This window comes from Moorena sp. SIO4G3, assembly GCF_010692305.1.
Classification (GTDB): Bacteria; Cyanobacteriota; Cyanobacteriia; order Cyanobacteriales; family Coleofasciculaceae; genus Moorena; species Moorena producens_A.
Genome location: NZ_JAAHIG010000073.1, coordinates 1 through 24,317 on the forward strand (window position 1 = coordinate 1; position 24,317 = coordinate 24,317).

General features: G+C 44.5%; 25 protein-coding genes and 1 pseudogene. 15 read left to right on the forward strand and 11 right to left on the reverse strand.

Annotation, left to right across the window (positions count from 1 at the left end):
- The first annotated feature begins 18 nt into the window (after positions 1-18).
- Positions 19-141, forward strand: coding sequence for a hypothetical protein (locus F6J99_RS15315; protein ID WP_293113676.1), 123 nt, complete (start codon positions 19-21; stop codon positions 139-141).
- Between the two features lie 111 nt (positions 142-252).
- On the opposite strand, the gene F6J99_RS15320 is transcribed toward F6J99_RS15315, so the two are convergent.
- Positions 253-711 carry a Nif11-like leader peptide family natural product precursor gene (locus F6J99_RS15320; RefSeq protein WP_293113677.1) on the reverse strand — a complete coding sequence of 153 codons (459 nt, stop codon included), beginning with the start codon at positions 709-711 and terminating at the stop codon, positions 253-255.
- Positions 712-1,111: 400 nt separating this feature from the next.
- Here F6J99_RS15320 and F6J99_RS15325 point away from each other — a divergent pair, with 400 nt between their 5' ends.
- Together F6J99_RS15325 and F6J99_RS15330 are read left to right on the forward strand one after the other, a co-directional pair.
- Positions 1,112-1,258, forward strand: a complete 147-nt coding sequence (locus F6J99_RS15325; RefSeq protein ID WP_293113678.1) for a hypothetical protein — start codon at positions 1,112-1,114, stop codon at positions 1,256-1,258.
- Positions 1,259-1,423: 165 nt separating this feature from the next.
- Entirely contained in the window at positions 1,424-2,878 is a 1,455-nt protein-coding gene (locus tag F6J99_RS15330; RefSeq protein WP_293113679.1) for an S-layer homology domain-containing protein, read from the forward strand.
- A gap of 128 nt (positions 2,879-3,006) precedes the next feature.
- Here F6J99_RS15330 and F6J99_RS15335 read toward each other — a convergent pair whose 3' ends face one another.
- Complete coding sequence (locus F6J99_RS15335) at positions 3,007-3,348, reverse strand: hypothetical protein (RefSeq protein ID WP_070392417.1); 342 nt, start codon at positions 3,346-3,348, stop codon at positions 3,007-3,009.
- A gap of 428 nt (positions 3,349-3,776) precedes the next feature.
- Here F6J99_RS15335 and F6J99_RS15340 point away from each other — a divergent pair, with 428 nt between their 5' ends.
- Together F6J99_RS15340 and F6J99_RS15345 are read left to right on the forward strand one after the other, a co-directional pair.
- Positions 3,777-4,340 carry an HNH endonuclease gene (locus F6J99_RS15340; protein WP_293113680.1) on the forward strand — a complete coding sequence of 188 codons (564 nt, stop codon included), beginning with the start codon at positions 3,777-3,779 and terminating at the stop codon, positions 4,338-4,340.
- The gene (locus F6J99_RS15345) at positions 4,312-4,701 is read left to right on the forward strand and encodes an alr0857 family protein (RefSeq protein ID WP_293113681.1); all 390 of its coding nucleotides are present in this window, start codon (positions 4,312-4,314) and stop codon (positions 4,699-4,701) included. Before F6J99_RS15340 ends, F6J99_RS15345 begins: the two co-directional genes overlap by 29 nt.
- Before the next feature lie 51 nt (positions 4,702-4,752).
- Here the strand turns inward: F6J99_RS15345 and ureE are convergent, their stop codons facing one another.
- Positions 4,753-5,184, reverse strand: a complete 432-nt coding sequence (gene ureE, locus F6J99_RS15350) for an urease accessory protein UreE (protein WP_293113682.1) — start codon at positions 5,182-5,184, stop codon at positions 4,753-4,755.
- Positions 5,185-5,569: 385 nt separating this feature from the next.
- On the reverse strand, positions 5,570-6,073 hold the full coding sequence (locus F6J99_RS15355; RefSeq protein WP_293113683.1) for a DUF4168 domain-containing protein: 504 nt from the start codon (positions 6,071-6,073) through the stop codon (positions 5,570-5,572).
- A 55-nt stretch (positions 6,074-6,128) separates the two neighbouring features.
- Here F6J99_RS15355 and F6J99_RS15360 point away from each other — a divergent pair, with 55 nt between their 5' ends.
- From F6J99_RS15360 to F6J99_RS15370, 3 genes are read left to right on the forward strand one after another with little or no spacing between them, the layout of a single operon-like run.
- Complete coding sequence (locus F6J99_RS15360) at positions 6,129-6,362, forward strand: hypothetical protein (RefSeq protein ID WP_293113684.1); 234 nt, start codon at positions 6,129-6,131, stop codon at positions 6,360-6,362.
- The gene (locus tag F6J99_RS15365) at positions 6,334-6,948 is read left to right on the forward strand and encodes a helix-turn-helix domain-containing protein (protein WP_293113685.1); all 615 of its coding nucleotides are present in this window, start codon (positions 6,334-6,336) and stop codon (positions 6,946-6,948) included. The genes F6J99_RS15360 and F6J99_RS15365 overlap by 29 nt, the downstream gene beginning before the upstream one ends.
- Before the next feature lie 22 nt (positions 6,949-6,970).
- A complete protein-coding gene (locus F6J99_RS15370) occupies positions 6,971-7,657 on the forward strand; it encodes a transposase (RefSeq protein WP_293113686.1) in 687 nt (228 codons plus the stop codon).
- Positions 7,658-7,786: 129 nt separating this feature from the next.
- On the opposite strand, the gene F6J99_RS15375 is transcribed toward F6J99_RS15370, so the two are convergent.
- From F6J99_RS15375 to holA, 3 genes are all read right to left on the reverse strand, one after another.
- The gene (locus F6J99_RS15375) at positions 7,787-7,954 is read right to left on the reverse strand and encodes a hypothetical protein (protein ID WP_293113687.1); all 168 of its coding nucleotides are present in this window, start codon (positions 7,952-7,954) and stop codon (positions 7,787-7,789) included.
- A 409-nt stretch (positions 7,955-8,363) separates the two neighbouring features.
- The gene (locus F6J99_RS15380; protein WP_070392411.1) at positions 8,364-8,876 is read right to left on the reverse strand and encodes a DUF4168 domain-containing protein; all 513 of its coding nucleotides are present in this window, start codon (positions 8,874-8,876) and stop codon (positions 8,364-8,366) included.
- Between the two features lie 204 nt (positions 8,877-9,080).
- Positions 9,081-10,073: a DNA polymerase III subunit delta gene (gene holA / locus F6J99_RS15385; protein WP_293113688.1), complete on the reverse strand. Its 993-nt coding sequence runs from the start codon at positions 10,071-10,073 to the stop codon at positions 9,081-9,083.
- 24 nt (positions 10,074-10,097) lie between these two features.
- Here holA and F6J99_RS15390 point away from each other — a divergent pair, with 24 nt between their 5' ends.
- From F6J99_RS15390 to F6J99_RS15415, 6 genes and pseudogenes are all read left to right on the forward strand, one after another.
- On the forward strand, positions 10,098-10,904 hold the full coding sequence (locus tag F6J99_RS15390; protein ID WP_293113689.1) for a DUF1868 domain-containing protein: 807 nt from the start codon (positions 10,098-10,100) through the stop codon (positions 10,902-10,904).
- Positions 10,905-10,958: 54 nt separating this feature from the next.
- On the forward strand, positions 10,959-11,585 hold the full coding sequence (locus tag F6J99_RS15395; RefSeq protein WP_075899071.1) for a cobalt-precorrin-8X methylmutase: 627 nt from the start codon (positions 10,959-10,961) through the stop codon (positions 11,583-11,585).
- Positions 11,586-11,595: 10 nt separating this feature from the next.
- Positions 11,596-12,921 (forward strand): precorrin-6y C5,15-methyltransferase (decarboxylating) subunit CbiE, encoded by a 1,326-nt coding sequence (gene cbiE / locus F6J99_RS15400; protein ID WP_293113690.1) that lies wholly within the window; start codon positions 11,596-11,598, stop codon positions 12,919-12,921.
- Between the two features lie 815 nt (positions 12,922-13,736).
- Positions 13,737-14,982, forward strand: a pseudogene (locus tag F6J99_RS15405) (transposase).
- 533 nt (positions 14,983-15,515) lie between these two features.
- Positions 15,516-15,992, forward strand: coding sequence for an AMP-binding protein (locus tag F6J99_RS15410; protein WP_293113691.1), 477 nt, complete (start codon positions 15,516-15,518; stop codon positions 15,990-15,992).
- A 90-nt stretch (positions 15,993-16,082) separates the two neighbouring features.
- Positions 16,083-19,970, forward strand: a complete 3,888-nt coding sequence (locus F6J99_RS15415; RefSeq protein ID WP_293113703.1) for a condensation domain-containing protein — start codon at positions 16,083-16,085, stop codon at positions 19,968-19,970.
- Here F6J99_RS15415 and F6J99_RS15420 read toward each other — a convergent pair whose 3' ends face one another.
- From F6J99_RS15420 to F6J99_RS15430, 3 genes are all read right to left on the reverse strand, one after another.
- Positions 19,971-21,323: an oligosaccharide flippase family protein gene (locus F6J99_RS15420; protein ID WP_293113692.1), complete on the reverse strand. Its 1,353-nt coding sequence runs from the start codon at positions 21,321-21,323 to the stop codon at positions 19,971-19,973. It abuts the gene before it with no gap.
- Positions 21,324-21,695: 372 nt separating this feature from the next.
- Positions 21,696-21,905: an antitoxin gene (locus F6J99_RS15425; protein WP_293113693.1), complete on the reverse strand. Its 210-nt coding sequence runs from the start codon at positions 21,903-21,905 to the stop codon at positions 21,696-21,698.
- A 188-nt stretch (positions 21,906-22,093) separates the two neighbouring features.
- Positions 22,094-22,270 (reverse strand): hypothetical protein, encoded by a 177-nt coding sequence (locus F6J99_RS15430; RefSeq protein ID WP_293113694.1) that lies wholly within the window; start codon positions 22,268-22,270, stop codon positions 22,094-22,096.
- Between the two features lie 153 nt (positions 22,271-22,423).
- Here F6J99_RS15430 and F6J99_RS15435 point away from each other — a divergent pair, with 153 nt between their 5' ends.
- Positions 22,424-23,152 carry a DUF4437 domain-containing protein gene (locus F6J99_RS15435; RefSeq protein WP_293113695.1) on the forward strand — a complete coding sequence of 243 codons (729 nt, stop codon included), beginning with the start codon at positions 22,424-22,426 and terminating at the stop codon, positions 23,150-23,152.
- Between the two features lie 326 nt (positions 23,153-23,478).
- On the opposite strand, the gene F6J99_RS15440 is transcribed toward F6J99_RS15435, so the two are convergent.
- Positions 23,479-23,982, reverse strand: a complete 504-nt coding sequence (locus F6J99_RS15440; protein ID WP_293113696.1) for a hypothetical protein — start codon at positions 23,980-23,982, stop codon at positions 23,479-23,481.
- Between the last annotated feature and the right edge of the window lie 335 nt (positions 23,983-24,317).

Genomic DNA, 24,317 nt, shown 5'->3' on the forward strand with positions numbered 1-24,317 from the left:
AGATGGGGAGATGGGGAGATGGGGAGATGGGGAGATGGGGAGATGGGGAGATGGGGAGATGGGGAGATGGGGAGATGGGGAGATGGGGAGATGGGGAGAACAGGTAGTGCTCAAAACGTAATGATAAACCTGAGCAAATAACTTATAGTGTTTATCATACTGACGAGGTACAGTAAATTTTCGTCTTACCCCGATTCCCGATTCCCGACTCCCGATTCCCGACTCCCAACTCCCGATTCCCGACTCCGTAGACTATGAAATATTGTCTGTGTTCACGTCTTTTGAAATATAAGCAATTTGATCAGGAGGTATGGAAACGCCATACAATGCGATCGCTTGAGGAGGTTCCGGTGTAATCCCGATGACTGCTCCATAGAGGGGCTGAACTTCAATCGGTGGCTTTTTTATAGGTGGATAAATGGGATGTTTAGGTTGCCATGGCCAACCACAGTAGCCTCTAAACACACCACCAACAAGTACTTCTAGGTCTTCTTCAGTGAGATTCTTGAAATTATCGTCTAAATCTCTAAGCTTATTCTCATCAAGAATTTTAGCTGTAGTAGTTTCCAAGTCTTCTGCTGTGAAATCATAGCCAGCATCTCGCACCATGGTTTGGTAGTCTTCTGGACTTGCAGCATCTTCAAGCTGGCTACGGAAATTTTTATCAGCAGCTAAGCGCTTAAAGAAAAGGATTACACTTTCTAAAAACATAAACGTTCTCCAACCGTTAATACTATCAAGTAAGCATTCAGCTATCAGCTATCAGCTATCAGCTATCAGCTATCACTTTTGAATAAGCGATGCAGCGCGGTCTTGGGGAGCCAGTGCGGTCTTGGGGGTCTCCCCCATGAGCAACTGGCGTGGTTTCCCCCACTCGCGCTTTGCATCAAGACAACAAGTAAGCATTGGTTTAATAGTCACGAAAGTCACAGCGCTTGTGGCCTGTGCCACGAAGCCTGTGCCACGAAGCCTGTTCCACAAAACTGACGGCTGACAGCTGTTCGCGCAGCGTGCGCGTAGCGCATATGCTTACACTATAAATAGAAACCCAATAGCACAATATTGTCTCGCCAATCTGGCTAAAGTTACAAATCTAAATATTTTTTGATGGTTGACGGTTGAGAGTTTATCTTATACCCAATTAAGTCATTATAGTGGTTCTCAAATAGCTGAAATCCACGGAATTTTTTGCCTGTTCCGGATTCCCGATTCCCGATTCCCGATTCCCGACTCCCGACTCCCTTTTCTAACTGATTAATCGGACTTGATCTAACTCGCCTACCTCTACCGATCTTTTTTTGAAAACCTGGGAACTTTCACTTCACCTGTGCGTCTGGGGATGGTGTTTGGCAGGCTGTCAACTCTGATAACTAAGGAGTTGAGCTGTCTGGAAGAGTTATCTAAATCAGGAGAGTTGTGTTCTATGTCTAGTGCATCTACTTGGAATGCCACAAGCACTGCCATGTTGCTATTGGGAATAGTAACTGGTGCGACTGCGCCGATGGTAATTGCGGTTCCAAACCAAACTAGCTTTATTGATATTCAAGGTCATTGGGCAAAACCGTTCATTGAAGGGTTGGCAGCAGAAAACCTGGTAAATGGATATGCCAATGGCACCTTTAAACCTGATCAAGCTGTTACTTACGCTCAGTTCTCTGGGATGGTGAGCCAAGCGTTCAGCGAAAATAATTTAGCTTTGCCCAAAACATTTGATCGTGAAGCGGCTGAGTATTGGGCAAGTCGTGACCTGACTGAGCAGGATAAATCCAATAGCCAACTACGTCCATCTTCGCCACTTTCTCGGGGACAAGTATTGGTGTCATTGACCAATGGTTTGGGTTTAAATGCTTTGGGTTTATACTCTAGTAGTTCAGTAAAGAACAGCCTCTCTTCCTATGAAGACCTATCCCGAATCCCTGACTATGCCAAAGTTAGCGTTGCCGCTGCTACCGAAAAGGCTATGGTCGTCAACTACCCCCATGTAACCTATCTCGATTTTGGTCAACCTGCCACCCGTGCTGATGTAGCAGCCTTTATTCATCAAGCTTTGGTGAATCAAGAGGTATTAGCTCCCCTGTCTAGTCAACATCCAGCCTCTCAATATATTGCTCAGCTGACGGAAAAGACTAAAACTGTGGGTGACGACAGCCTGATGGAGGAAACTGAGGCAACTGAAAAAACTGAGGGGACTGATTCAACTGAGTCAATGACTACTAAAGATGACTCCTTTGAAACTAAGGAATATCAAGTTTCCAAAGGCACAGTGATTGATGTAACCTACACAGTATCAGACAAGATGGCTGTGGAGCGTGGTGAAACCATTGATATGACGCTGTTAGTGGCTGAGGACATCACAAATGATCAAGGAATAGTCTTAATTCCAAAAGACAGCGAGATTGAGGGTCAATTAGTACCTCGGTATAGTGGTTATGAGTTTCTTGGTACTCAGTTTGTGGCTCAAAAACTTAAAATTGGTGAATTATCCTATAACACCATCAATGCCACTTCGAAACTGGTTACTGATGCTAAGCCTGATGATACGGAGAAACAAACATTAGAAGGTGCTGCGGTTAATATTTTGACTGGTGTCTTAACTGGTGGTGATTCTAATCAACAACCGGAGCAGCAAAATCCTATGATCATTGATCCGGAAAAGGATTTACCACTAACACTGGGTTCTGATTTATATCTGCAAGTGGCTACTAAAACCCCAGAAATGCCAGAAACCCCAGAAGCCCCAGAAGCTATGGACACTGAAGAAACCCCAGAAGCTATGGACACTGAAGAAATGCCAGCAACACCAGAAGCCCCAGCAGTTCTAGAAGCACCAAAACTTGAGCTTCCGCAAGTGCCACAGTTGAAGGTTCCAACTCGTTAACCGACCGACAAGAGTGCCTAGTCAAGGATTGAGAAGAGACATGCGATGGGCGTTCGCGAAGCGTGGCCAAAGGCCTCAGCCCCGCTTTCAGCGAACGCATGTCTCTTCACTTGTATCGAGGCAAACGTTTAACAGTCGGACAGACTACCGATACTGAGGGGAAGCATCTCTCCGTTGATCGTAAGTCCTAATAACATGGGCTCTTGCGGTTCTATATACTTGCCAGTTAGTACACAACGCTCTTTGCGCTCAGCGATCGCTTGAATGGTGGCTCTGATATCAGACTTACAAAATTGAGGTCGATAATCACCGGACTTGTGCTGGACATAGTTCCAGAGAATATCTCGAATCAGAGCTTGATAGCCCTGAGAGCCAGAGAGTTCTTTGAGTTTATCTTTCAACTGTCGATCCAGACGGATGCTGGTAACTTCCATATCAGTGGTTGAGTTTTGACGGGTGAGTGTAGGCATTAATTTTTTCCTCCAAATATCTGGACATTCCCGTAATACAAGTGTAGTATTTAAAAAGCGGCTTGAAAATCGTTTTTCACAAATTTCGCCTTCAAACATTTCATCTTCTATGAGTCATCATTTAACCTCCTCCACCAAGTGCTCAGATATCAACTGCTTAGGCAGTTCTGGATTCGGGGCAATATGGGTGGAGCTTTTGTTTAGGGGCAAATATGACTCGATGGCACAGGGCACAGTCGAGTATAGAAGGCATGATTCACAACCAGTCAATTGTCGGCCAGAGATAAATCTGAAACTAAATAGACACAGCGGGAGGTATAGGCGAACGCTAGCACTACTGACATAGCAATCAGCCTACCCTAAAAAATCTTAAACGCCCCCGCTCCTGACAAACAGAAGCGGGGGTTTGGTTTATGAGGAGTCAATCCGTGACAAGCACAACTGAGGTATTGAGGCAATCGGTAGTGGTTTTTTCCAAAAACTACTTACCTATTAATCGAGTCAATATCAAACGAGCAATTGCTCTGTTGGTTACCGGGAAAGCTGAACCAATCGATTTCTTTGGTGGTAAGGGCTACAAAGTCCGTTCCCCTAGTGTAGTGATCTTGGTACCAACCCATATCCGCTTGATACTTACCGAAACCGAACCAACTTGGCGAGTTCCTCCAGTAAATCGGCGGGAGGTCTTAAGACGGGACAAGCATCGGTGCCAATACTGTGGCAGCACCAAAAAGCTAACCCTCGACCATGTCATTCCTCGGTCAAAAGGCGGGAAACACAGTTGGGACAACGTCGTTACGGCATGTGAGGGTTGTAACAGCCTCAAAGGCAACCGTACTCCCCACCAAGCGGGAATGAAATTACCCAGGCAGCCCAAAGCACCCATGCATCCAGCTGTTGCTTTTGCGGAACAGTTTTGGCGTCAACAGCAAATCAATCGGTTAGAGGAGGAAGTTACAGGTAATGCTGAAACTGATTTATACCGAAAATAGCTTTTATCTAGAGCGTTTGGCTCAATCCCTAGAAGAATGGGTAACAAAACGAACCCTTGTCTCGCTCCGTGCGGGTGCAAGTTTCTATATCGAACCCAGCACTGCGTCATTTTTGCTACCAGCTGACTTGCCCCACCTCAGGCAATTAGAGGTGTTTGTGCGGCAAGACACAACCGATGCGATCGCATTATCGATTTGTGATGCGGACTATGTTGAAGTAAGCCTACAAGGCACCTGGCTAACGTCAGATCCAGAGGATGAAGAGGGAATTTTTGTAACAGCAATGAACTATGCTGTGGAGTTTTTTCTCTATCAGCTGTGGCAAGAGGCTAACCATCGGGCTTCTGTTCCGAAGGATTGATCAAGGGGCGCACTTAGGTGTGCCTCTTTTTAACAGTTCTCCTCACACTTCTCAATGTCCATAGGCACCGATTTCTGGTTGAAACGGTACCACTTCCTGGTGTACCTCTACCCCCAACTGCTCTAACATCCCTTGCAAAACCGGGTCAGGAGATAACCTTAAATAGCTAGCCGTTACTTCTAAAGGGACATGGCGATTACCCAAATGATAAGCAGCTCGCAGCAAATTCACCGGTTTTTGGGAAGTGACAGTCAGTACTGGTTCTGGTTTAGCAGCAATTCGGATCATCACCTTTGTATCTTCAGCTTCCAGTAAATCCCCATCCTGCAAGACACTGCCCCTAGGCAAGCGCAAATACAAATTTTCACCATCCGCTGTTTCAAAGCGGTGGCGAGTTCGGGTACGCTCCTCGGCTGTTAAGGAGAGGGTAAAGCCGACTTTAGTATTCTGATTAGCTCTGAGGCGTTTGGTAAAGGTCAGCATTGGAAATTGATCATTGCTGAATTGAGACTAAAATACCAATTAAAGTAGGGTGGGCAAAGTAATCTGATCGTGAATACTGATTTGAACCAAACTATTTTGGCGTTGCTGAATTAATGAATGAATGCGCGATCATCTGGTTTTGTTGAAGCCCCCTAAATCCCCCAACTTTGGGGGACTTTTAGAGTTTTTTCCCCCCAGAATTGGGGGGTTAGGGGGGCGTGCGCCATACCCAGAATCAGCAACGCCACTATTTTTGCCCACCCTACAAGCTTGCGTGTCAAAAAAATAGCAATTAAAGGACGGTGGGCAAAGTAATCTGATCGTGAATACTGATGTGAACCAAACTTTTTTTGCCCACCCTACAAGCTACAAGCTTGACATATTGTCAATTTTGTTGTAAGCGAACTAGTTCATTGTGGATTCGCCGTTGTAACTTCTGATCGGATTGGGCGCTAACGGTAATTGAATTAAATCGAGATATGGTCAACTCATGACTTTCAGCAATGGTTTTCGAGCGCTGACAGTAGTTTACAGCCAGATCTCTGATATTTCGACGTAGAGCTGCTATGGTTTTTACTTGGGTGCAGTTAATCTCAGGAACTATCTTGTCCTTGTCTTTGGTTAATTCCTGAATATCCTCGTAGACACCTTGACGATATTGATCGATCGCCAGAACAGCTTTGGCGTAATTCTTCAATTCCTGACTCTTTACTGCATCTGAGGCTACTGTGGGGATAGCTGCGGTGGTGTCAGGGTCTGGACTGGAAGAACATCCAACCAAAACCACTATCATTCCGGCAAGCCATCCCAAGGGATAGATCAATTTGGTCATTAGCCGTTTTCTCGGAGATAAGCGACCTGCACTGGCTAGCCTAAAGCTGTAGTCCATAAGAACGGTAATCCCTAGTATTTTCCGGAATATTCCCTAATCTACCATCGAAGACATGGTAGAAATATATATAGAAGGTCATTTCAGTACCATGTCTAAAAAATATGTCTGTCCAAAGCCAGGGCAACAAATCAAAGGAGTATCACACAAAACATTGTTCAACTGTACCCAGAAGCGGAAGTTCCGAAAGAGTAAGGCTCTCGACTCAACTACAGGGGGAAAAAAGCTTTTTGCCATTCTGGGACGAGTTATGTCAGCAGATGTCAAACGACTTGTGGTCGGACAATAGGACAGACTGCCAAGGAAACGATTCTTTTTCAAACAGTGGATTTGAGAACTTAACCATTGGGAACTCGTGGTTTGCCACAACACAGAGATTAGTCAAGAAAGAGAAATGGTGGAAGAGATACTGGCAATTGTTCACGTCTGCTCGTGCCGACTCTAGGGACAATGGCAGTACTTTGCTCAAATCAAGGAAGATCAGAGTCTACCCAGAGGCGGAGCTCAGGGCGGTATGGCGCAAATGGCTAGGGGCAAGCAGATATTGCTACAACGCTGCCATGGCGATGATGCGAGACACTTATAAGGCAGGAGATAAACTACCAACTGCTTACAATCTCCGCAAGCTAGTCATGGCAGTAATACCGGAATGGGTAAGTTCTACCCCTTATAACCTACGAGGGGCTGCTGTGATTGACGCCCACGCCGGGTTTAAAAGAACCAAGAAAGAGAATAAATCAACCCCTAGATTCAGGAGTTGCAGACAACCGGTTCAATCTTTTAAACTTCAGTCGCCAAACTGGAACAAGGGAGTAACTTATCCAACCCACAAGACAGATAATGGGATCAGACTAGGGAAATTAGCAATTAACTAAGCGTGAATCATTGCCTGATCAAATGCCTGGGGACTTTAGTGTGATCTTGGACAGAGGTAGATGGTTTATTACTTATACAATAGAGTCGGAAAAGTCAGTAAACAATAATGAACAAGCCATTGCGCTAGACCCTGGTGTCAGGACGTTCCTGACAGGATTTGATGGCAACCAAGTCCTGGAAATAGGTATTGGCTCAATCTCTCGGATTGTCGCTCTGTGTAGACGTTTAGATCGGTTACAATCAGAAATCGCTAAAGCTACAGGAAGGACAAACAAGAGAAAGCGCTTTAACAAAAGAAAACTAGCTCAACAGCTCAGGATTAAAATCAGGAATCTAGTTGATGAGTGTCACAAAAAAGCCGCTTGTTACTTAACTTCTAATTACTCACAAGTAATCATCCCAAAATTTGAGTCTTCTAAAATGGTTTACTTGGCCAAAAGAAGAATCAATAGTAAAACAGCTCGTAACCTTTTGAGTTGGGCACATTACCGCTTTAAGCTCAGACTTAAAACCCAAGGGGTATTACGGGGTAGCCAAGTCATAGAAGTAGGTGAGGAGTACACATCAAAGACTTGTTCGAGGTGCGGTCATATACATCCAAAACTAGGTGGTTCCAAAAAGTTCACCTGTCCAAATTGCTTACACAAGATCGACAGGGACACCAATGGCAGCATCAATATTTTCCTGAAGACAATCTCTGGCAACTAGCCAGAGAAAGGTTAGATAGCACCTAATACACAGTAATTACCAGTTTTTACCAGTATTTACCGGGTTAAAGACTATCTGGATTAGCCTATTTTCTACTATTCCTAGTGGCTAGCTATGGTTCCTGTGATGCTAACTATACCATTTCTCAAATCGGTCAGGTACACAAGTTGTGGATTTTAGGGAATCGGGAATCGGGAATCGGGAATCGGGAATCGGGAATCGGGAATCGGGAATCGGGAATCGGGAACTTCGGATCAGGGAATAGCGATGCATGGAATCTTCGGTCACTGTTAGCAACAATTGTTAATTTAAATCCACTACAACCCTTATTTGGTAAAGCTTTAAAATTTCAAAAATTTAGTTTTTAGGCTAAATACTATCTCAAGTTTATGACAAATTAACATACTCAGTACGGAAGACCCCTTTTTTGGAACTATAGCGTTTTACACACTTATGAGGTACACAGGATTGTTTCCCACTTCCGACTTCCCTCTTCTGACATCATGTCAGGATAATTACCCTTAATCAAAATCTCCCCCATCTCCCCATCTCCCGATCTCCCCATCTCCCGATCTCCCCACACCCCACACCCCACACCCCACACCCCACACCCCACGCTTTTCCTAAAAACATATAATTATGGTTGAAGTATGGTTGACGTTATGCTTCAAGGGAATAAGTTGCTGATTCTTTTAGCTATATATAGCTAAAAGCTAGCGTCAAATTTTGCTTGTTGAAGACGCACTAATTCACCTTGAATCTGTTCCCGTAAATTTTGATTATCTTGCATCTCAATAGTAATTTCGTTGAAGCGTTTATTTCCTCCTTCGGGAAAATACTTAGAGACAATTCCCTCTGACTGTTGGCAGTAATCTTTAGCAATCTCTTGGGCGGTCGAGGGGAGCTTACTGATGCTTTCGGAGTCATCGCAGAAAATTTCTGGTTGCTCTCCTAGGATTGTGGTGATTTTTTCATAGGCAGATGCGCGAATAGGCTCTATTTGTAATAGAACTTCAGCATATTGAGTGACGTCATTAGGACTAATGTCAGAGGTGACATCTTGAGCATAGGCTGAAGTTGTAATAACAAGGGTATAAGAGTCTTCAGAAAGCTCAGGGATAAATCCAGATAGCAAACTAATAGCAGTAAGTCCTCCGACAAGGAGAGATTGGGAGAAAAGTTGGGTCAAGCTAAGTTTTAGAGAGTTAGCAGTGAGCATGATGATAGATTATGAGCAAAACAAACAAGAAGCAAAACCACTAAGGGCTAGTTTAATGTGAATTAATTTATGGGTGGTAAGTTCCTCATAAGGCAAGATATTCTGGGGATTGGGAAGTGCAGACAGGATAAATATCAAGCATGAGTATAAAAAAAATTTAACCTTCAATCGTTTAAGCTAGCCTGGGTGAAGCCACTGACTGGTCTAAACTCTTGAACTGTTAAAGATTTCACAAAGTTGTATAACCTTAGTTTGTAATGTGGAAAGGGGGTCTGCTCCCGTTTTGAGGTTGAGGTCTAACTCCAGCAACACCCGCAGAGTGGAGATGAGTTGCTTGGGGGAAAGGAACTCCACGTCTTGTTTGAGGAAGTAAACTCGTTTGGGGTTATTGATATTGGCGGTGTTAGCGATCGCATTTGGATCGGTCTGGCCCTCACTGACCAGCAACTTCACCCACAACCAGGTACGAAACTGAGTAATTAAGGTAGCGACAATCTTTAAAGGAGGTTCATTGTGGTTGATCAAGGCAGCTAACAACTCTAAGGCTTTTGCCCCATCCCCTGCCCGAATCGCCTCTGCCAGTTGCAAGGTATTTTGAGTATTAGCCACTACCAGGGTGGCAACGGTACTTTCTTGTAACGGTTGGCTGTCATACAGCGCGTAGAGTCGTAATTTTTCCAGTTCGTTGAATAACTGTCGGGTGTCATTGCTAACGGATTCGGCTAAGAGAACAGCCGCACTATTGGTTAGTTTGACTCCAAATTCAACGGAGTAGGACTTGACCCGATGCACTAGCTGCTGGGTTTTCCAGGGGGGAATCAGAGCAAACTCCCGAATCTCGGCGTACTGTTGCAGTAGTTTCGTGGACTTGAGTCGTGGATCTGGTCGATGGGGGGTAGTTAGTAACAAAACGGAGTGTTTAGGAATGACTGGTATAGTACGCTCTAATTCTGCCAGTAAATTGTCCGAACATTGCTGGCACAGGGTTGTATCAACTAACCACACTAGACGTCCACCCATGCCAAACGGAGGAGTCATTACTTGATTCAAGGCTTGAATTACGGCATCTGGTTGGTCTGGGGAAATTTTGTCATAGTTAAAACTAGCCCAGTTGGGGTCAACTAGGGATTGACGCAGCTTGTCGAGGGCTTGAGCCATGGCAAAGTCATCCTTTCCCCAATAGAGGTAAATTCCCATATCAGAACACGTAAGGGGGCAAAATTGGACGATACATATCAAAGTTATCTAAATCGGGTCACACGGCTGACCCTAACCGCAACTTATCAATCGCAGTTACTCAATATCCAAGAGTCACCCAAGTTTAAACGTCTCCCTAATGGCAGCAGAGAGCCTGCCCCTTTTCCTGGTTACACTGTAATCACACCACCTTGGGAGGAAGAGACGAATAATTCAGCATTCTATAATAACATGCAGCAGCTCCAAAAAGAGCTTCTCCAGCAACTAGACCCAGGTTTAATGGTACCGATACCCCCGGATAGTTTTCATTTAACCTTGGCTGACTTGATTTGGGAAAATGCTTACCGAGATGCCACGGCTGAAAATCCAGAGTTTGAAACTCAACTGCTTAAGTCGATACAGGCAAGTTTTGACAAGTCTGTCAGTATCAGCCAGGAAACCTCTTTAGCAAATGGTGGTAATCCCATTGGCTGGCAGCTATTGGGCTTAATGGTGATGCCCAGGGCGATTGGTGTATGTCTAGCACCCCAGGATGAACAGGCATACAATCGCATTTCCCAGCTGCGCCGGTGTATTTATCAAAATTCTGATTTAATGGCTCTAGGTATTGAACAGCAATACCATTTTACGGCTCACATCACTCTAGGATATTTCGGAGATATTCCCCAGGAGTTGGATAGCGATCGCATTAGCAATATCCTATCCGAGTTAAGTGGCCAAGCCTTAGAAGCGGAAGGGAGTGTACTATCGATTAGGGAGGCTCAATTAAGGAAGTTTGACGATATGATGCGCTTCTTGCGGGAACCGGAATGGCCAGTTTTGGAGTTTTGAGTGCTTAAGGTGCTCAGTGTTTGAGTTGGAGCAGAGTATGGCTTGGGGTATAGGATGAAAGCATTGTCAATGCATCCGATTATGGAGCAAAGTTTTGCCATTATTGACCAACAGATTGGGGAGCATCAGTTTAATCGAGCTGAGTATGCTATTGTGCGCAGGGTAATCCATAGTACAGCTGATTTTGAATTTGCCCAGCTGCTTCGGTTTAGTGAAAATGCGATCGCATCTGGTATTTCTGCACTGCGGCAGGGAATACCAATTGTTACAGATGTAGGAATGGTCAAACAGGGGATAGCTAGTATGGTGGCAAAAACCTTTGGTAATCCCCTGATTGCAGCAGTAGACCAGGCACCAGTAGCTCTGCCAGGAAAGACGCGCACGGAAACTGGTTTACTCCGATGTTTTGAGCAGTTTCCGGGGGCTATTTTTGTAATTGGTAATGCCCCTACGGCATTGTTAGCTTTATGTGAGCAGTTGTCCCACTCTCAGGTCAAACCAGCTTTGGTCATTGGCGCAACCGTTGGGTTTGTGTCAGTGCTGGAGTCGAAAGCTGCTTTGGCCAAGATATCCATCCCTCAGATTCGAGTTGAAGGAGCTAAAGGAGGGTCTCCAGTGGCTGCAGCTATTTTGAATGGATTGATGGTATTGGCTTGGGAGAGTAATGAATCCCCGAGATAGCAGCAAAACCATGACCTCGATCCATGTAGTGGGGATTGGTTTAGACGGAGCAGCTAGCTTAACTGATCAAATCAAGCAGCTGGTGGAACGAGCGACGCTATTGGTTGGAAGTCAGCGCCATTTGGGGTATTTTCCCAACCACCAAGGGTCACAACTGGTATTGGGTAATTTTACTGACGCTATTGAATTAATTCGTAACCAGCTCGATAGTACTGATGACGATACCCTAATCGTAGTGTTGGTGAGTGGTGATCCCTTGTTTTTTGGCTTAGGACGATTGCTGCTAAGCCAACTTCCTCCCTCAACCCTGAGGTTTCATCCCCATGTCAGTGCGATTCAGCTGGCCTTCAGTCGGATTAAAGTCCCTTGGCAAGATGCTAAGGTAATCAGTGCTCATGGCCGTTCTATGGAACAACTAATCCCAGCCTTGAAGCAGGGGGTTGAGAAGATTGCAGTGCTCACGGATGGCACCAATACACCTGAAGCGATCGCTAAATTATTACTAGCGCTAGATTTACCCAGTAGCTACCAGTTCTGGGTATGTGAAAATTTGGGAGGTATGGATGAACGGGTGCAATGTCTTGGTGTAGAAGCAGTATTGAACCAGACCTTTGCGCCCCTGAATGTGGTGGTATTACTACGTCATCCTGATTCCGTTGACCAATCTCTAGATACAGACTCCTTACCGATACTGGGATTACCAGATCAGACATTTACTAGTTTTAGCGATCGCCCTGGTTTAATGACCAAGCGAGAAATCAGGCTGCTGTTACTAGGAGAGTTAGCCCTCAAACCAGGGCAAACGGTTTGGGATATTGGTGCAGGAACAGGTTCGGTTTCCATTGAAATAGCTCGTTTATCGAAAACATCTCAGGTGTTTGCTATTGAAAAAACAGCCATGGGTAGTGCTTTGATTGAGCAAAATTGTCAACGTTTAGGGGTTACCAATGTTACCTCAATTCATGGTTCAGCACCAGATGTTTTGAAAGATTTACCAACACCAAATCGTATTTTTATTGGCGGTAGTGGTGGAAATTTGAACTCAATTCTGGATTACTGTGATACTCGCTTAGACCTCGATGGTATTTTAGTGTTAGCGTTAGCAACAGTTGAGCGTAGTAATACAGCTTATAGTTGGTTTGAATCTAAACGTTTCCCTCCTTCCGAGCGCGGGATTAGAGCAAATTCCTTCCCCCCTTCCGCGCGGGGGGTTAGGGGGGATCACTGGAATTATCAATGGTTACAGGTGCAGTTATCAAAGTCGGTACCTGTGGGCAAACTAACTCGGTTTAATCCTCTCAATCCGATCACTATTGTGACGGCTTGGAAGTGCTGAGTTTGACAGTGCTTAGAGGTTGTCTGAGAAGTCTAATTTGCTACACCTAAGCCCCCGTTGGTCCCCCAACTTTGGGGGACTTTTACCAGCAAATAGATTCTTGTTCCCCCCAGAATTGGGGGGCTAGGGGGGCAAAATTCAGTATCAAAAAACTTTTCAGATATCCTCTTAGTTCGTAAGTGCTGAATTCTGATACCCTATCTGCCAATCTCCCCATATCCCCACAAGTTGCCGTGTCATTAGCTGATAGTCTTCCTACTGGAAGACTATTGAAAAAAGATCGGGAGCAAGTCAAACTTGTATAACCAATGAACTACTTGACAAAACTCTGTAACTTTGACCTGCTCCCGGTTCCTCTTGCCTCTTGGCCTTTGCGACTCTGTTCACAACTCAAATAAAAACGCTATATGTAACTTTTAATACAACTTGAAATGGGTTGACTTTGATATCCTAAGCACAATCACACTTAAAGTAAAGTTAAAAGGGCTTTACCTTAAGGAAACACAAAATATAGACAGAGTTGTCATGGGGTGGAGTTAAATAATTTGTAGTATCCTATACGGGCAGATCTTCTTCTGCTTTTAGGTATTGGGTATGTATTAGAGCAAACATCTTGAAAGTCCAGAGTAATCCCATGGAATTTAGTTGGTATATATTGTACTTGACCAAAAACCCTGAGGGCGCAACGCCCCACCGATTCTATCCATGGGGTTAGCCCGAACAGGAATTTATTCCCTAACTGTCCGGGAACTTTTACCCGCTCGTTATCGGCTATAATAGCAAGTAAAGCAAACGAACCAAGGAGGTGATTTTAGGTGTTGGTAATGGAGTTCAAGGCTGTCCTTAAAGAGCCTCAAAAATTAGCGATAAATGAAGCTATTAGAACGGCTAGATTTGTCCGGAATAAAGTACTTCGGTACTGGATGGACAATCGTGGAATCGGCAAAAAAGAACTATACCGTTACAACACCCAATTGAGGGAAGAATTTAAGTTTGTTAAAGACCTCAATAGTCATGGTTGCCAAGCCTGTGTCGAGAATGTAGAACGTGCAGTAGCGCGTTTCTTTGACAACTGCAAGAAGAAAGTCCCTGGGAAGAAGGGCTATCCTCGCTTTAAGAAACATTCTAGGTCCGTGGAATATAAGCAATCTGGATGGAAGTTATCCCCAGATAAAAAATCCATAAAATTTACCGACAAGAAAGGAATCGGTAAAGTCAAGCTCAAAGGTACCTGGGACTTGTGGCGCTTGGACCAGAAGCTAATTAAGCGAGTTCGGATAGTTCAAAGAGCCGATGGGTTTTATGTCCAGTTTTGCGTCAAAGCAGATAATTCCGTTCGCGTTCGCGCAGCGTCGGCTTTGCCGAAAGCGTGGCCTACGGCCTTTCAACTAGAAGCTACTGGCTTTACTGTTGGTTTAGACGTAGGACTGAAAGAATTTTACACCGATTCTGATGGGTACTCCGAACCTAATCCAAGGTTTTATCGCAAAGGCGAGAAACGCCTGAAGTTTTATCAACGTCGAGTTTCTCGAAAGAAAAAAGGCTCATCCAATCGCAAAAAGGCAATTAATAGACTAGGCAGGACTCACCTCAAAATAAGTAGGCAGCGTAGTGAACATGCGAAGAGACTTGCACGTTGCGTAATCCGGTCTAACGACTTGGTCGCCTACGAAAACTTGAGGGTTAAAAACTTAGTAAAGAATCACTGTCTCGCTAAGTCTATTAATGACGCTGGTTGGTATCAGTTTAGGGAGTGGCTAGAATATTTCGGGCAAAAGTTTGGTCGGGTTACCGTTGCAGTAAATCCGGCTTATACAAGCCAGAACTGTTCTAATTGTGGCGAAGTGGTCAAGAAGTCATTATCAACTCGAACCCACGTTTGTCAGTGTGGTTGTCAATTAGATAGAGACCACAATGCTGCCAAAAATATCCTAACTAGAGCCTTGAGTACCGTGGGGCACACGGGAATTTAACGCTTGGGGAGAATTGGCCTCTACTATTCCTGATTCCGGTCAGGTTGAGCAAGTCAGCTCGTTGAACCAAGAATCCCCTGGCTTCTAGCCATGGGGAGTGTCAAAAAACAGATATTGAATTTGGTATATATATACTGTACTTGACAAATACTTGGCCAAACAGATAAACAGGAGGGGGGAAATTTCCCAAATCGGCAGCTCAACTTGCTTTTCACAAAAAAGTAGTACCCTAGTCCTCGCAAATAGGGCACTGTCAAAACGTAGAGTAGTACCTAAAGTTTAGTAGCTTTGGGAAACAACTAGGTGGGAGCAATTAAACTCAACAGGAGCAATACCATTTTGTTAGAGATATCGAATACTTATCGATCATCAAATGCCTGATTAGAGTGTTCTTTTGGGGTTGCTGAATCTTCGAATCAATAGGAGTAGGGTGGCCATCCTGCCGCCCCGGAAATATTGATAATGGGCAAGATGCCCATTCCACCAAGATTTCCGTTCTACAAAACTCCTAAAATCCTTCTATTATTAAGCAACGCCAGCTTTGGAAAAAAAGAAACCGCAATAATCTCAGAAAGTGGGATATCAGCGTTGTAAAGACAAATCAATTCAAAGAATAAGAATATGTTAACTAATCAAAAAAAAGACTCTTCAGACGTGAATCAGGAAGCTTTAACAACTATTCCGGCTATAAATGAGCAGTTAGCCCAGAAACTAGAAGAGCAATGGAAGCCCCAGGCTCTAACAGATGGGGGGCCATTACCATCTGAGCCGGATGCTCCTACTACCCTACCCCAAGTTTTAGAAAGATCAGCAGAGCAAATCGTCGGAGAAAGCATTGTATATCTCCAGGGAGATGGCTCGGAAATAGTCCAATCATATGCAGAATTATTAGAAGAAGCTAAGAAAATCCTAGCGGGTTTAAGAAAGCAAGGATTAACCCCTCAAGACAAAGTAATTTTACAATTAGAAAAAAGTTGGGACATCATCCCGGCTTTCTGGGGATGTATTCTCGGGGGGTTTGTGCCGACAATTATGGAAGCACCTATTACCTACGTAGAATCTAACCCGATCGCTAAGAAGCTGCGTCAGATTTGGTAATTTTTAGACAAACCTTTCATCATTACTAACAAAGAACTGCCAGAAAAAATCCACTCCTTTTTATCAGGATCTGAGCAAAAAGTAAGCTGCATTGAAACCTTAAGGCACAACGCCCCAGATAAATCCTATTACCCCAGTCAGCCAGAGGAAACGGCATTTTTTAATCTCACCTCTGGCAGTACGGGAATCCCCAAATGCGTGAGACTGACCCACCGCAATCTCATCTCTCGCTCCAGGGGAGCCAATATTCTCAATCACCATCAACCAGAAGATGTAATCCTGAATTGGCTGCCTTTTGACCACATCGGCAGCATCTGCGACTGGCATATCCGTTGTATCGAATTGGGCTGCAAACAAGTTTACGCAGCAAAGGAATATATTTTAGGTCGCCCTCTCAACTGGTTGGATTTAATTGATAAATACAGAGTCAACTATAGCTGGGCACCTAACTTTGCCTATTCTCTGGTTAATGACTTGCTGGAACGAGAACCAAATCAAACCTGGGATTTGTCTTGCGTGCAATTCTTACTCACAGCAGGGGAAGCTGTTTCTTCCCAAGCCGTAGAGGAATTTATGGAGAATATGGCAGCCTATGGTTTGAGTAAAACTGCAATTCGCCCCGCTTTTGGGATGGCAGAGTTGGGTTCGGGGATAACCTATTATCAGCCCACACCAGAGGCTCCTTTAAAGTTCCATCGGGTAGATAAAGACTCTTTAAAAGGAACCATTAAACGAGTCGGGGCAGAACATCCCAACAGCAGCATTTTCGCCGATCTAGGGCCAGTTATCCCAGGAGTAACGATTCGGATTGTCGATGAAGAAAAGTCGATTTTGCCCGAAGATACTATAGGTCACTTGCAAGTATGTGGCGATGCCGTTTCTCCAGGTTACGATAAAAATCCTGAAGCGAATCGGGCATCTTTTCTAGAAAATGGTTGGTTTGATACTGGAGATTTAGGTTTCATCACCAACGGACACTTGGTGTTGACCGGTCGAGCCAAAGAGACCATTATTATCAATGGCGCAAATTACTACAGTCAGGAAATTGAAACTGTAGTCGAAGAAGTAGAAGGGGTCGAAGTTTCCTATACCGCAGCTTGTGCGGTTCGAGATGGAGGTGGCTCAACAGAAAAACTAGGGATTTTCTTCCATTTGACGACTCAAAAAGATGAAGAAATACTGCCGCTGTTGCAGACGATTCGAAAGCAGGTGATTTCCAAAATCGGGGTCAATCCAGATTACTTGATTCCCGTTCCTCGGGAGGTGATTCCGAAAACCGGTATCGGGAAAATCCAACGCTTACAATTGAGTAAGGGTTTTGAAGCCGGAGAATTTACCCAAATTCTGAAACAGTTGGGTGATCAAAATGCCCGATCGAGTAAGGAAAAGATTGCCCCCCGCAACAAATTAGAACATCAACTGGCTTCGATTTGGCAGGATGTGCTCGGAATTCCAACGGTCGGTATTGAAGATAACTTCTTTGAACTGGGGGGGAATTCGATCGTGGCAATGGCCATGGTGAACAAGCTACAAGACGAACTGAACAAAATTCTGCACCCAGTTGCCCTGTTTGACGCGCCAACAATTGCTACATTAGCTGAATATCTTCAAGAAAATTATTCGGAGCTAGCTGAGGAAACAGAAGGTAAAGTTGTCAGTAAGACAAGTAATACATTAGTAGAGAAACTGAACACCAAGCAAATTGGTCAGATGCGGCAATATCTACTGCATCACCTTTGTGGGGAATCTGTTCAATCCGATACATCTGGTAAGAAAAATAAACAAGCTATTTTCATCCTCTGTACCGGACGCTCTGGTTCTACTTTATTAAGGGTGATTATGGCCGGACACCCACAACTTTTCGCACCACCAGAGTTGTATCTGCTTTCGTTTAATACTCTTGCGGAACGCAAAGCTGCTTTTTCTGGGCGCAATAATTTCCTGGGAGAAGGGGTAATTCGCGCTATCATGGAAATCAAAAACTGTGATGGGGAACAAGCACAGCAGATTATGGAGGAGTTAGAGGAACAAAACTTGAGTACCAAGGAGTTTTTCTCTTTGATGCAAGAGTGGCTGCCAGGTCAAATCATAGCTGATAAGACTCCACCTTATGTGTTTAACCCAGAAGTTCTGCAACGTGCGGAGGAAGAGTTTGAAAATCCCCTTTATATCCACCTCCAGCGCCATCCCCTGGCCACAATTCGTTCAATGAAAGAGGCCAGGTTAGATTTGTTGGTGGCCATGGAAGAAAACCAGTTCTCAGTGGAGCAAAAAGGAGAATTGATGTGGTTGATAAGTCACCAAAATATATTAGAGTTCCTCAAGAATATACCCAGTTCCCGTCAGCATCAGCTTAAATATGAAGACTTAGTGCAGCAACCCGAAACTACTGTTGATCAGTTATGTGAATTTATCGGGATAGATTTCCATCCCGATATGCTCCAACCTTATAAGGAAAAGAAGCAGCGCATGACCGATGGGGTTCACGCTGTATCCAGGATGATGGGAGATCCTAAATTCCACACTTACAAAGGGATTAATGCCAAAGTTGCTGAGCGCTGGAAGGAAGAATATAAGGTAGACTTTTTGAGCCCAGAAACTTGGAAGGTAGCAGAGTCTTTGGGTTACGATCGCCCCTCGGAGAATTCGCTCAGCAATTCGTTACCCCTTACCGTCGAACAAGAATACATGTGGTGGCGTGCACATCCAGAGGGACTTTACAACAACACTTGGCGCATTTGGCGCATTGAAGGCCCATTAAACCTCAAGGTCTTGCAGGAAGCGATTAAAGAAATTGCCCGCCGTCACACTCCCCTCCACACCACTTTGGAAAAAGTAGATGGTTCTGTGGTACAGGTGGTACGCCCAGAAATGGAGCCAGCTTTTGAAGTAGTAGACTGCCCCAATATACCAGAAAACGAAGAGTCCCAGGTAATCCGGAACTATCTCGAAGAATGTTCCCTGCGTCAGTTCGACTTAGTCAACGGTCCGATGCTGCGGGTTAATATCCTGCGTTTGAGCGAAACCTCCCATATTCTCATGCCCTGCATCAACCACGCGACCACTGATGCTTCGTCTTGGGGCTTATTCATCCATGAATTAAACGCTCTCTACTCGGCCTTTGCTTCTGGACAGCCCTCACCCTTGCCACCACTGGCCATGACATTTACCGACTATGCCCAGTGGTATCAGCAATGGCTGCAGGCAGGGACCTTGGACAAGTGCCTCAACTACTGGCGAAAAACCCTGGCGGGAGCGGAACTTTTGGAGTTACCGACCGATCGGCCCCTTCCAGCCAACCCCACATTTCGCCAAGGCTCCGAACCGTTAAAGATTAGTGCCGACTTGAAGAGTAGCTTGGAAAACATCAGTAAGAAAGCCGGGGTAGTTTTATACGTTACTTTATTGTCAGCCTACGGAGTAGTTCTTGGCAGTGTTGCTAACCAAGAAGACTTTGCCATTGATTCCATCTTCGTCAATCGCCTGAGGAAAGAAGCCCAATCCTTAATTGGTCCTTTTGGCAATATCCTACCCCTGCGTTTGGATTTAAAAGGCGATCCTACTTTTGCCGAATTACTTGATCGCATACAGCAAACTGTCCGTAATGGTTACGCCCACAATAGTTTGCCTTTTCTTCAACTCGTGGATATCTGGAAAGCCCAAGGCAAGCAATTCAAATATCCTACTTCCGTAGGTTTCAATGTGATTAATGCAACCAACTCCGAACAACTGGAACTACCTGAAATGGAAGTCTCATTTATCGGGATGAAAAAGAAAGCCGTAGTCAGAAACCTACATTTGCGGATGTTGGCTAAAGACGGAGGTTATAGCGCTGACTTCAGGTACATTACCGATATCTTGGACGGCACGACAGTTGCTCGCATCGCCAGAAAATACCACTTTCTTCTGGAAAGTGTAGTAAAGGAGCCCCAAAAGCCCCTTTCTCAATTACGAGTAATGCTTGATCGAGTGGAGTAACTAGATTCCCTCCGATTTTGAACCCCCTTGAAAAAGTCCCCTGAAAACTAGGGGACTTACTCCTACATATTTCACCACTAAAAAACTGAGCCAAATATTCCACAGCGCTTTAGAGAAAGCTGTAGCTATAGCTGCCCCTACTCCACCGATGAGGGGAATGGCGATCGCATTTAACACGATATTGAGAATAGTCGCATAAATAAAAACGGGTAAAGATTTATTTTGATGACCCGTCATCACCATCAAATAGCCGACAGAACCACATAAAGCACTTACTAAATTGCCTAAAACCAAAATTTTGAGTTGCAAACTCGCTGCGATAAATTCTGAGCCAAATATTCCTAAAATGGGTTGACTGAAGACCGTGAGCAATAAGGAAATAGCCATAGAAGGCCAGAAAATCCACAGGGCAACTGCGGAAACCACCTTTTGCAGACCCTCGATATTGTTTTTAGCGTAAAGGGCTGCGAAACTGGAAGCGGCAACTATATTGATAATGCTCAGCACAACACTAACCCATTGAGCCGTATTCACCGCCGCACCGTACATCCCTGCTTGCTCTGGTCCCAATATTGAACCAACCATAATCGTGTCGATTTTACCAAGAATTTTCAAAAAACTCTGCTGTAATAACAAAATGAAAGCGACACCCAACCACTGTCGAATGGCATAGACCGGCTTGCTGGGTTCAAATTCTTCATTTAACTTAAACAATAACAATCCAAACTGGAATAACAGGGCAGCTAGGAAGGCGATTTCAGCGATCGCGATCGTAGAAATTCCGGTGAGGTCATGACTTGTCTGTATGAACAGAAATGCGCCACAGACTACCAAAACCGGCCAAATTATTTGTGATGGCGCGTATGCTAAAGTAACATCCTTGGCAGCTCTGGAAGTTTCCAATTGCAAATTTACTAGGGCTTGTAATGGTATCAGACCGATACCTATTAATAAAGGAGTGGCATAAGCAAAGTTGTGGTAATAATTCAGCAGTAAAATTACACCAGCAGCTAGCAAGCTAAGCAAAAGACTAGCGAGAATAGTGATCAACCAGCTACTGCGCACGATCCCTCGCAACAGTCCCCATTCTTCTTTGACCTGGTACTGGGAGACAAAGCGCAAAACGGTATGGGGTAAACCCAATCCTGCGGGAATTGCTAAGAGGATAGACCAAGCAATCACATATTCATAAATGCCATACTCAGTGGTACCCATCCATCGCGCCAGGAAAACCTGCACTACATAAGTCAGAAGAATACCTGCAAATTTTATGATCAGAGCTATTCCAGCTTCTTTAGCCAGAATACCTAAGTTAAGATTTTCGTCGGTAGTGGAAGATACGGTTTGAGTCATAAATTTTCTTGAAATCAAAGAAACGGGGTGAAAACCCAGCTACAAGCCTGATAAATTGCAAAAACATAAGACAGTTATATAGCATTTTTATTTAAAATGTAAACCTGTATGGTCTTTTTTTATTGGACAATAATACTGAGGATCTCTTTCCACTCTTGCATGGATGCCTTTTTCAGTAATTCGTATGTTTACAACCCAGATACAAAAGCTTTAAGCTAATGGGCTACGCCCATTAGCTGATGACTGAATGCTTACCATAAAAGTGACAAGAGAATGGGAATATTATCAAGTTTATATGTTAATTTATGAGCCGAGAAAATTTGGCAGCCTTTTTAAGCTGAGGGTTCCCACTTTACAAGCTCAGCAATCGAACTACTCAAAGGAGAGTTCTCGTTTACTGACAACACAATCCTGAAGGTATAAATTGATTAATTCTTGGTAATAAATTCCTTTTTCTTGCGCCTTGGCTTCAAAATATTCTATTACATCAATCCTCAAAGGCAAAGTTACTGGTTGCTTCAATTTTTTTGCATAAGGATTGGGGCGGCTTTTCATATTGGCAAGGTCATATTCTGGTTTCATGGTTTTATCCTCGATAGTGTTTAATTTAATTTTGGTGGCTTTTGTGACTTAAATTATTCTGATTTTTGGAACAATTAACCAACAGTAATATTCGCATTTTATAGTTTAGATATAGCCGTAAAAATCGGTCTTATATCTCAGAATTATCTTCGTCCCAAAACTGGATAGCCTTCTCATCATAGAACACCTTAAATACCAATCATTACTTCTACTGAAATCACTGCTGTCACTACTGCGGGAGTTGCTGTTATAGTCACTACTACTATTAGAACAGGTATCATTAGAGGTGCCATAATCAGTGCTGCTGAAGTCATAACTGCTGGAATCGCTGCTACTTTCACAACAGGTATTATTAGACTTGTCATATCTCTCAATACCCCACGTAAAGGAGAATTAATATGAGAAGGTTTCTAGCACTAGCACTTACAAGCCTCGTAATTGCTGCCTGCACTAGCTCGCTGGTTCCATCCGAAAGTATCACTCCGAAATCAGCAGCCGAACCAAGCCCCAAGGTTGTCTTGACCTCCGAAGTCAAGTGGGAGCAACTCAACCCCGCTCGCGGTGACAAGAGCCCGCAGGCTGGTACTCTTTGGGGCGATCGTACTGGCCCTGGAGCAGCAGGCTTTCTTCTTAAGCCAGCAGACGGCTTCAAGTCACCACCTCATATTCACAATATCGCCTACCGAGGAGTGGTCATTAGTGGCCTCATTCACAACGGTCATCCTAATGCGGAGGAAATTTATATGCCTGGGAGTTCTTTCTGGACCCAGCCAGCTGGAGGTGTGCATATTACCGCTGCCAAGGGTAATAACAGCCTGGCGTACATAGAGGTTGAGGATGCATTTGGAGTCCTTCCTGCAGAGAAGGCGTTTTATAGCGAAGACAAGCCGATCAACGTGGACGCATCGAACATCGTTTGGATCGATCAGCCCGGAATGCCAGCCTCTGCCAATGGACCAAAGGTAGCCTTTCTTTGGGGCAACCCACAGGACGATCAGTTGAACGGAACCCTTGTGAAGCTACCGGCTAAATTTACTGGAAAAATACTTAGCCACGGCTCAACCTTTCGCGCTGTAGTAATCCAGGGTCAACCACAGTACCAAGTGCCGAGTGAGACCGAGGTCAAGACCTTGGTGCCGGGCAGTTATTTCAGCTCAAAGGGAGAGTCGGAGCATCAGGTCTCGTCTAAAACGGGAGAGGAGAGCATCATTTATATACGCACGAATGGCAAGTTCGAGGTCATTTAGGGTGGGCAGTGGTTGATACAAATTCACCAAGCTGGACAAACACCTTGATAAACACTGCCCACCCTATGATTAATAACAATGGTGCAAGATTCCAGTATTAATTAACTGAAATCTTGCTAGCTCAACTGAATTTTGCCCCCCTAGCCCCCCAACTTTGGGGGGAACAAGAGTCAATTCTCAAAAAGCTGACCGATCAAGCAGTAAAATATCTAGCGATTGGGTGATAAGCTACAATTGCTGTCGTAGATTGCTCTGGGTACAACTGCTCACTCTCATCCATATATAACTTGATGCGATCGCATTCCAACAAACTATCCGCTTTGCTCCTACTTATCCAAAACTGATGTCCAGACCTGTACATTCCCTAACCAAGAATTGAGCTGCCCACGATTACAACCCACAGCTTCCCCTTCTGCCTCTAAACTAACGGAATGATTTCCTGAGGAAACAGGACCAAGATCAATTGTACCTGAGGTCAAGGGAAGGCTACTGAACTGGCCAGATGCGCCCCTCCACCCAAGGGTACCTGTAGAACGAACACGGTTACCGTCAAGGTAGAAATGGATTTTAATTGGGCTGCAATGAGTAGGGGGGACGTCATACTTGACTTTTAAGACACCGCGCGTTGTTACATCTATTGCGAAGCGGTTACTGCATACTTGGCCACTGCCAGTACAATTTACTGTTTCTGGGCCAAACTTTTGAGACTTGATACTCTCCTTAGGAAACAAATTATGCCAATTCGCGATCACAGCTGCCCCCAGTACACCAACCAGGCCAATTACAGCGACAATTATCTGTATCCTATGACTTTTATCTTGACCACCCATCCCACGTTACCAAAGGTTATGATCATCGACGTTCGATGACTTTTTCGTTTTTTAGTTTTGCCTAATTAATCATTATATACTATTGGGAGTAAATATTAAATGGGTGGACATTGTTCCGAGTCTGTTACCAGTTTTTCCTAGATCATGTAGGGTGGGCAATGCTTGATACAGCTTCACCAAGGTGCTTTAGCACCTTGATAAACACTGCCCACCCTATGATTAATAACAATGGTGCAAGATTCCAGTGTTCATTAACTGAAATCTTGCTAGCTCAACTGAATTTTGCCCCCCTAGCCCCCCAACTTTGGGGGGAACAAGAGTCAATTTGCTTCTAA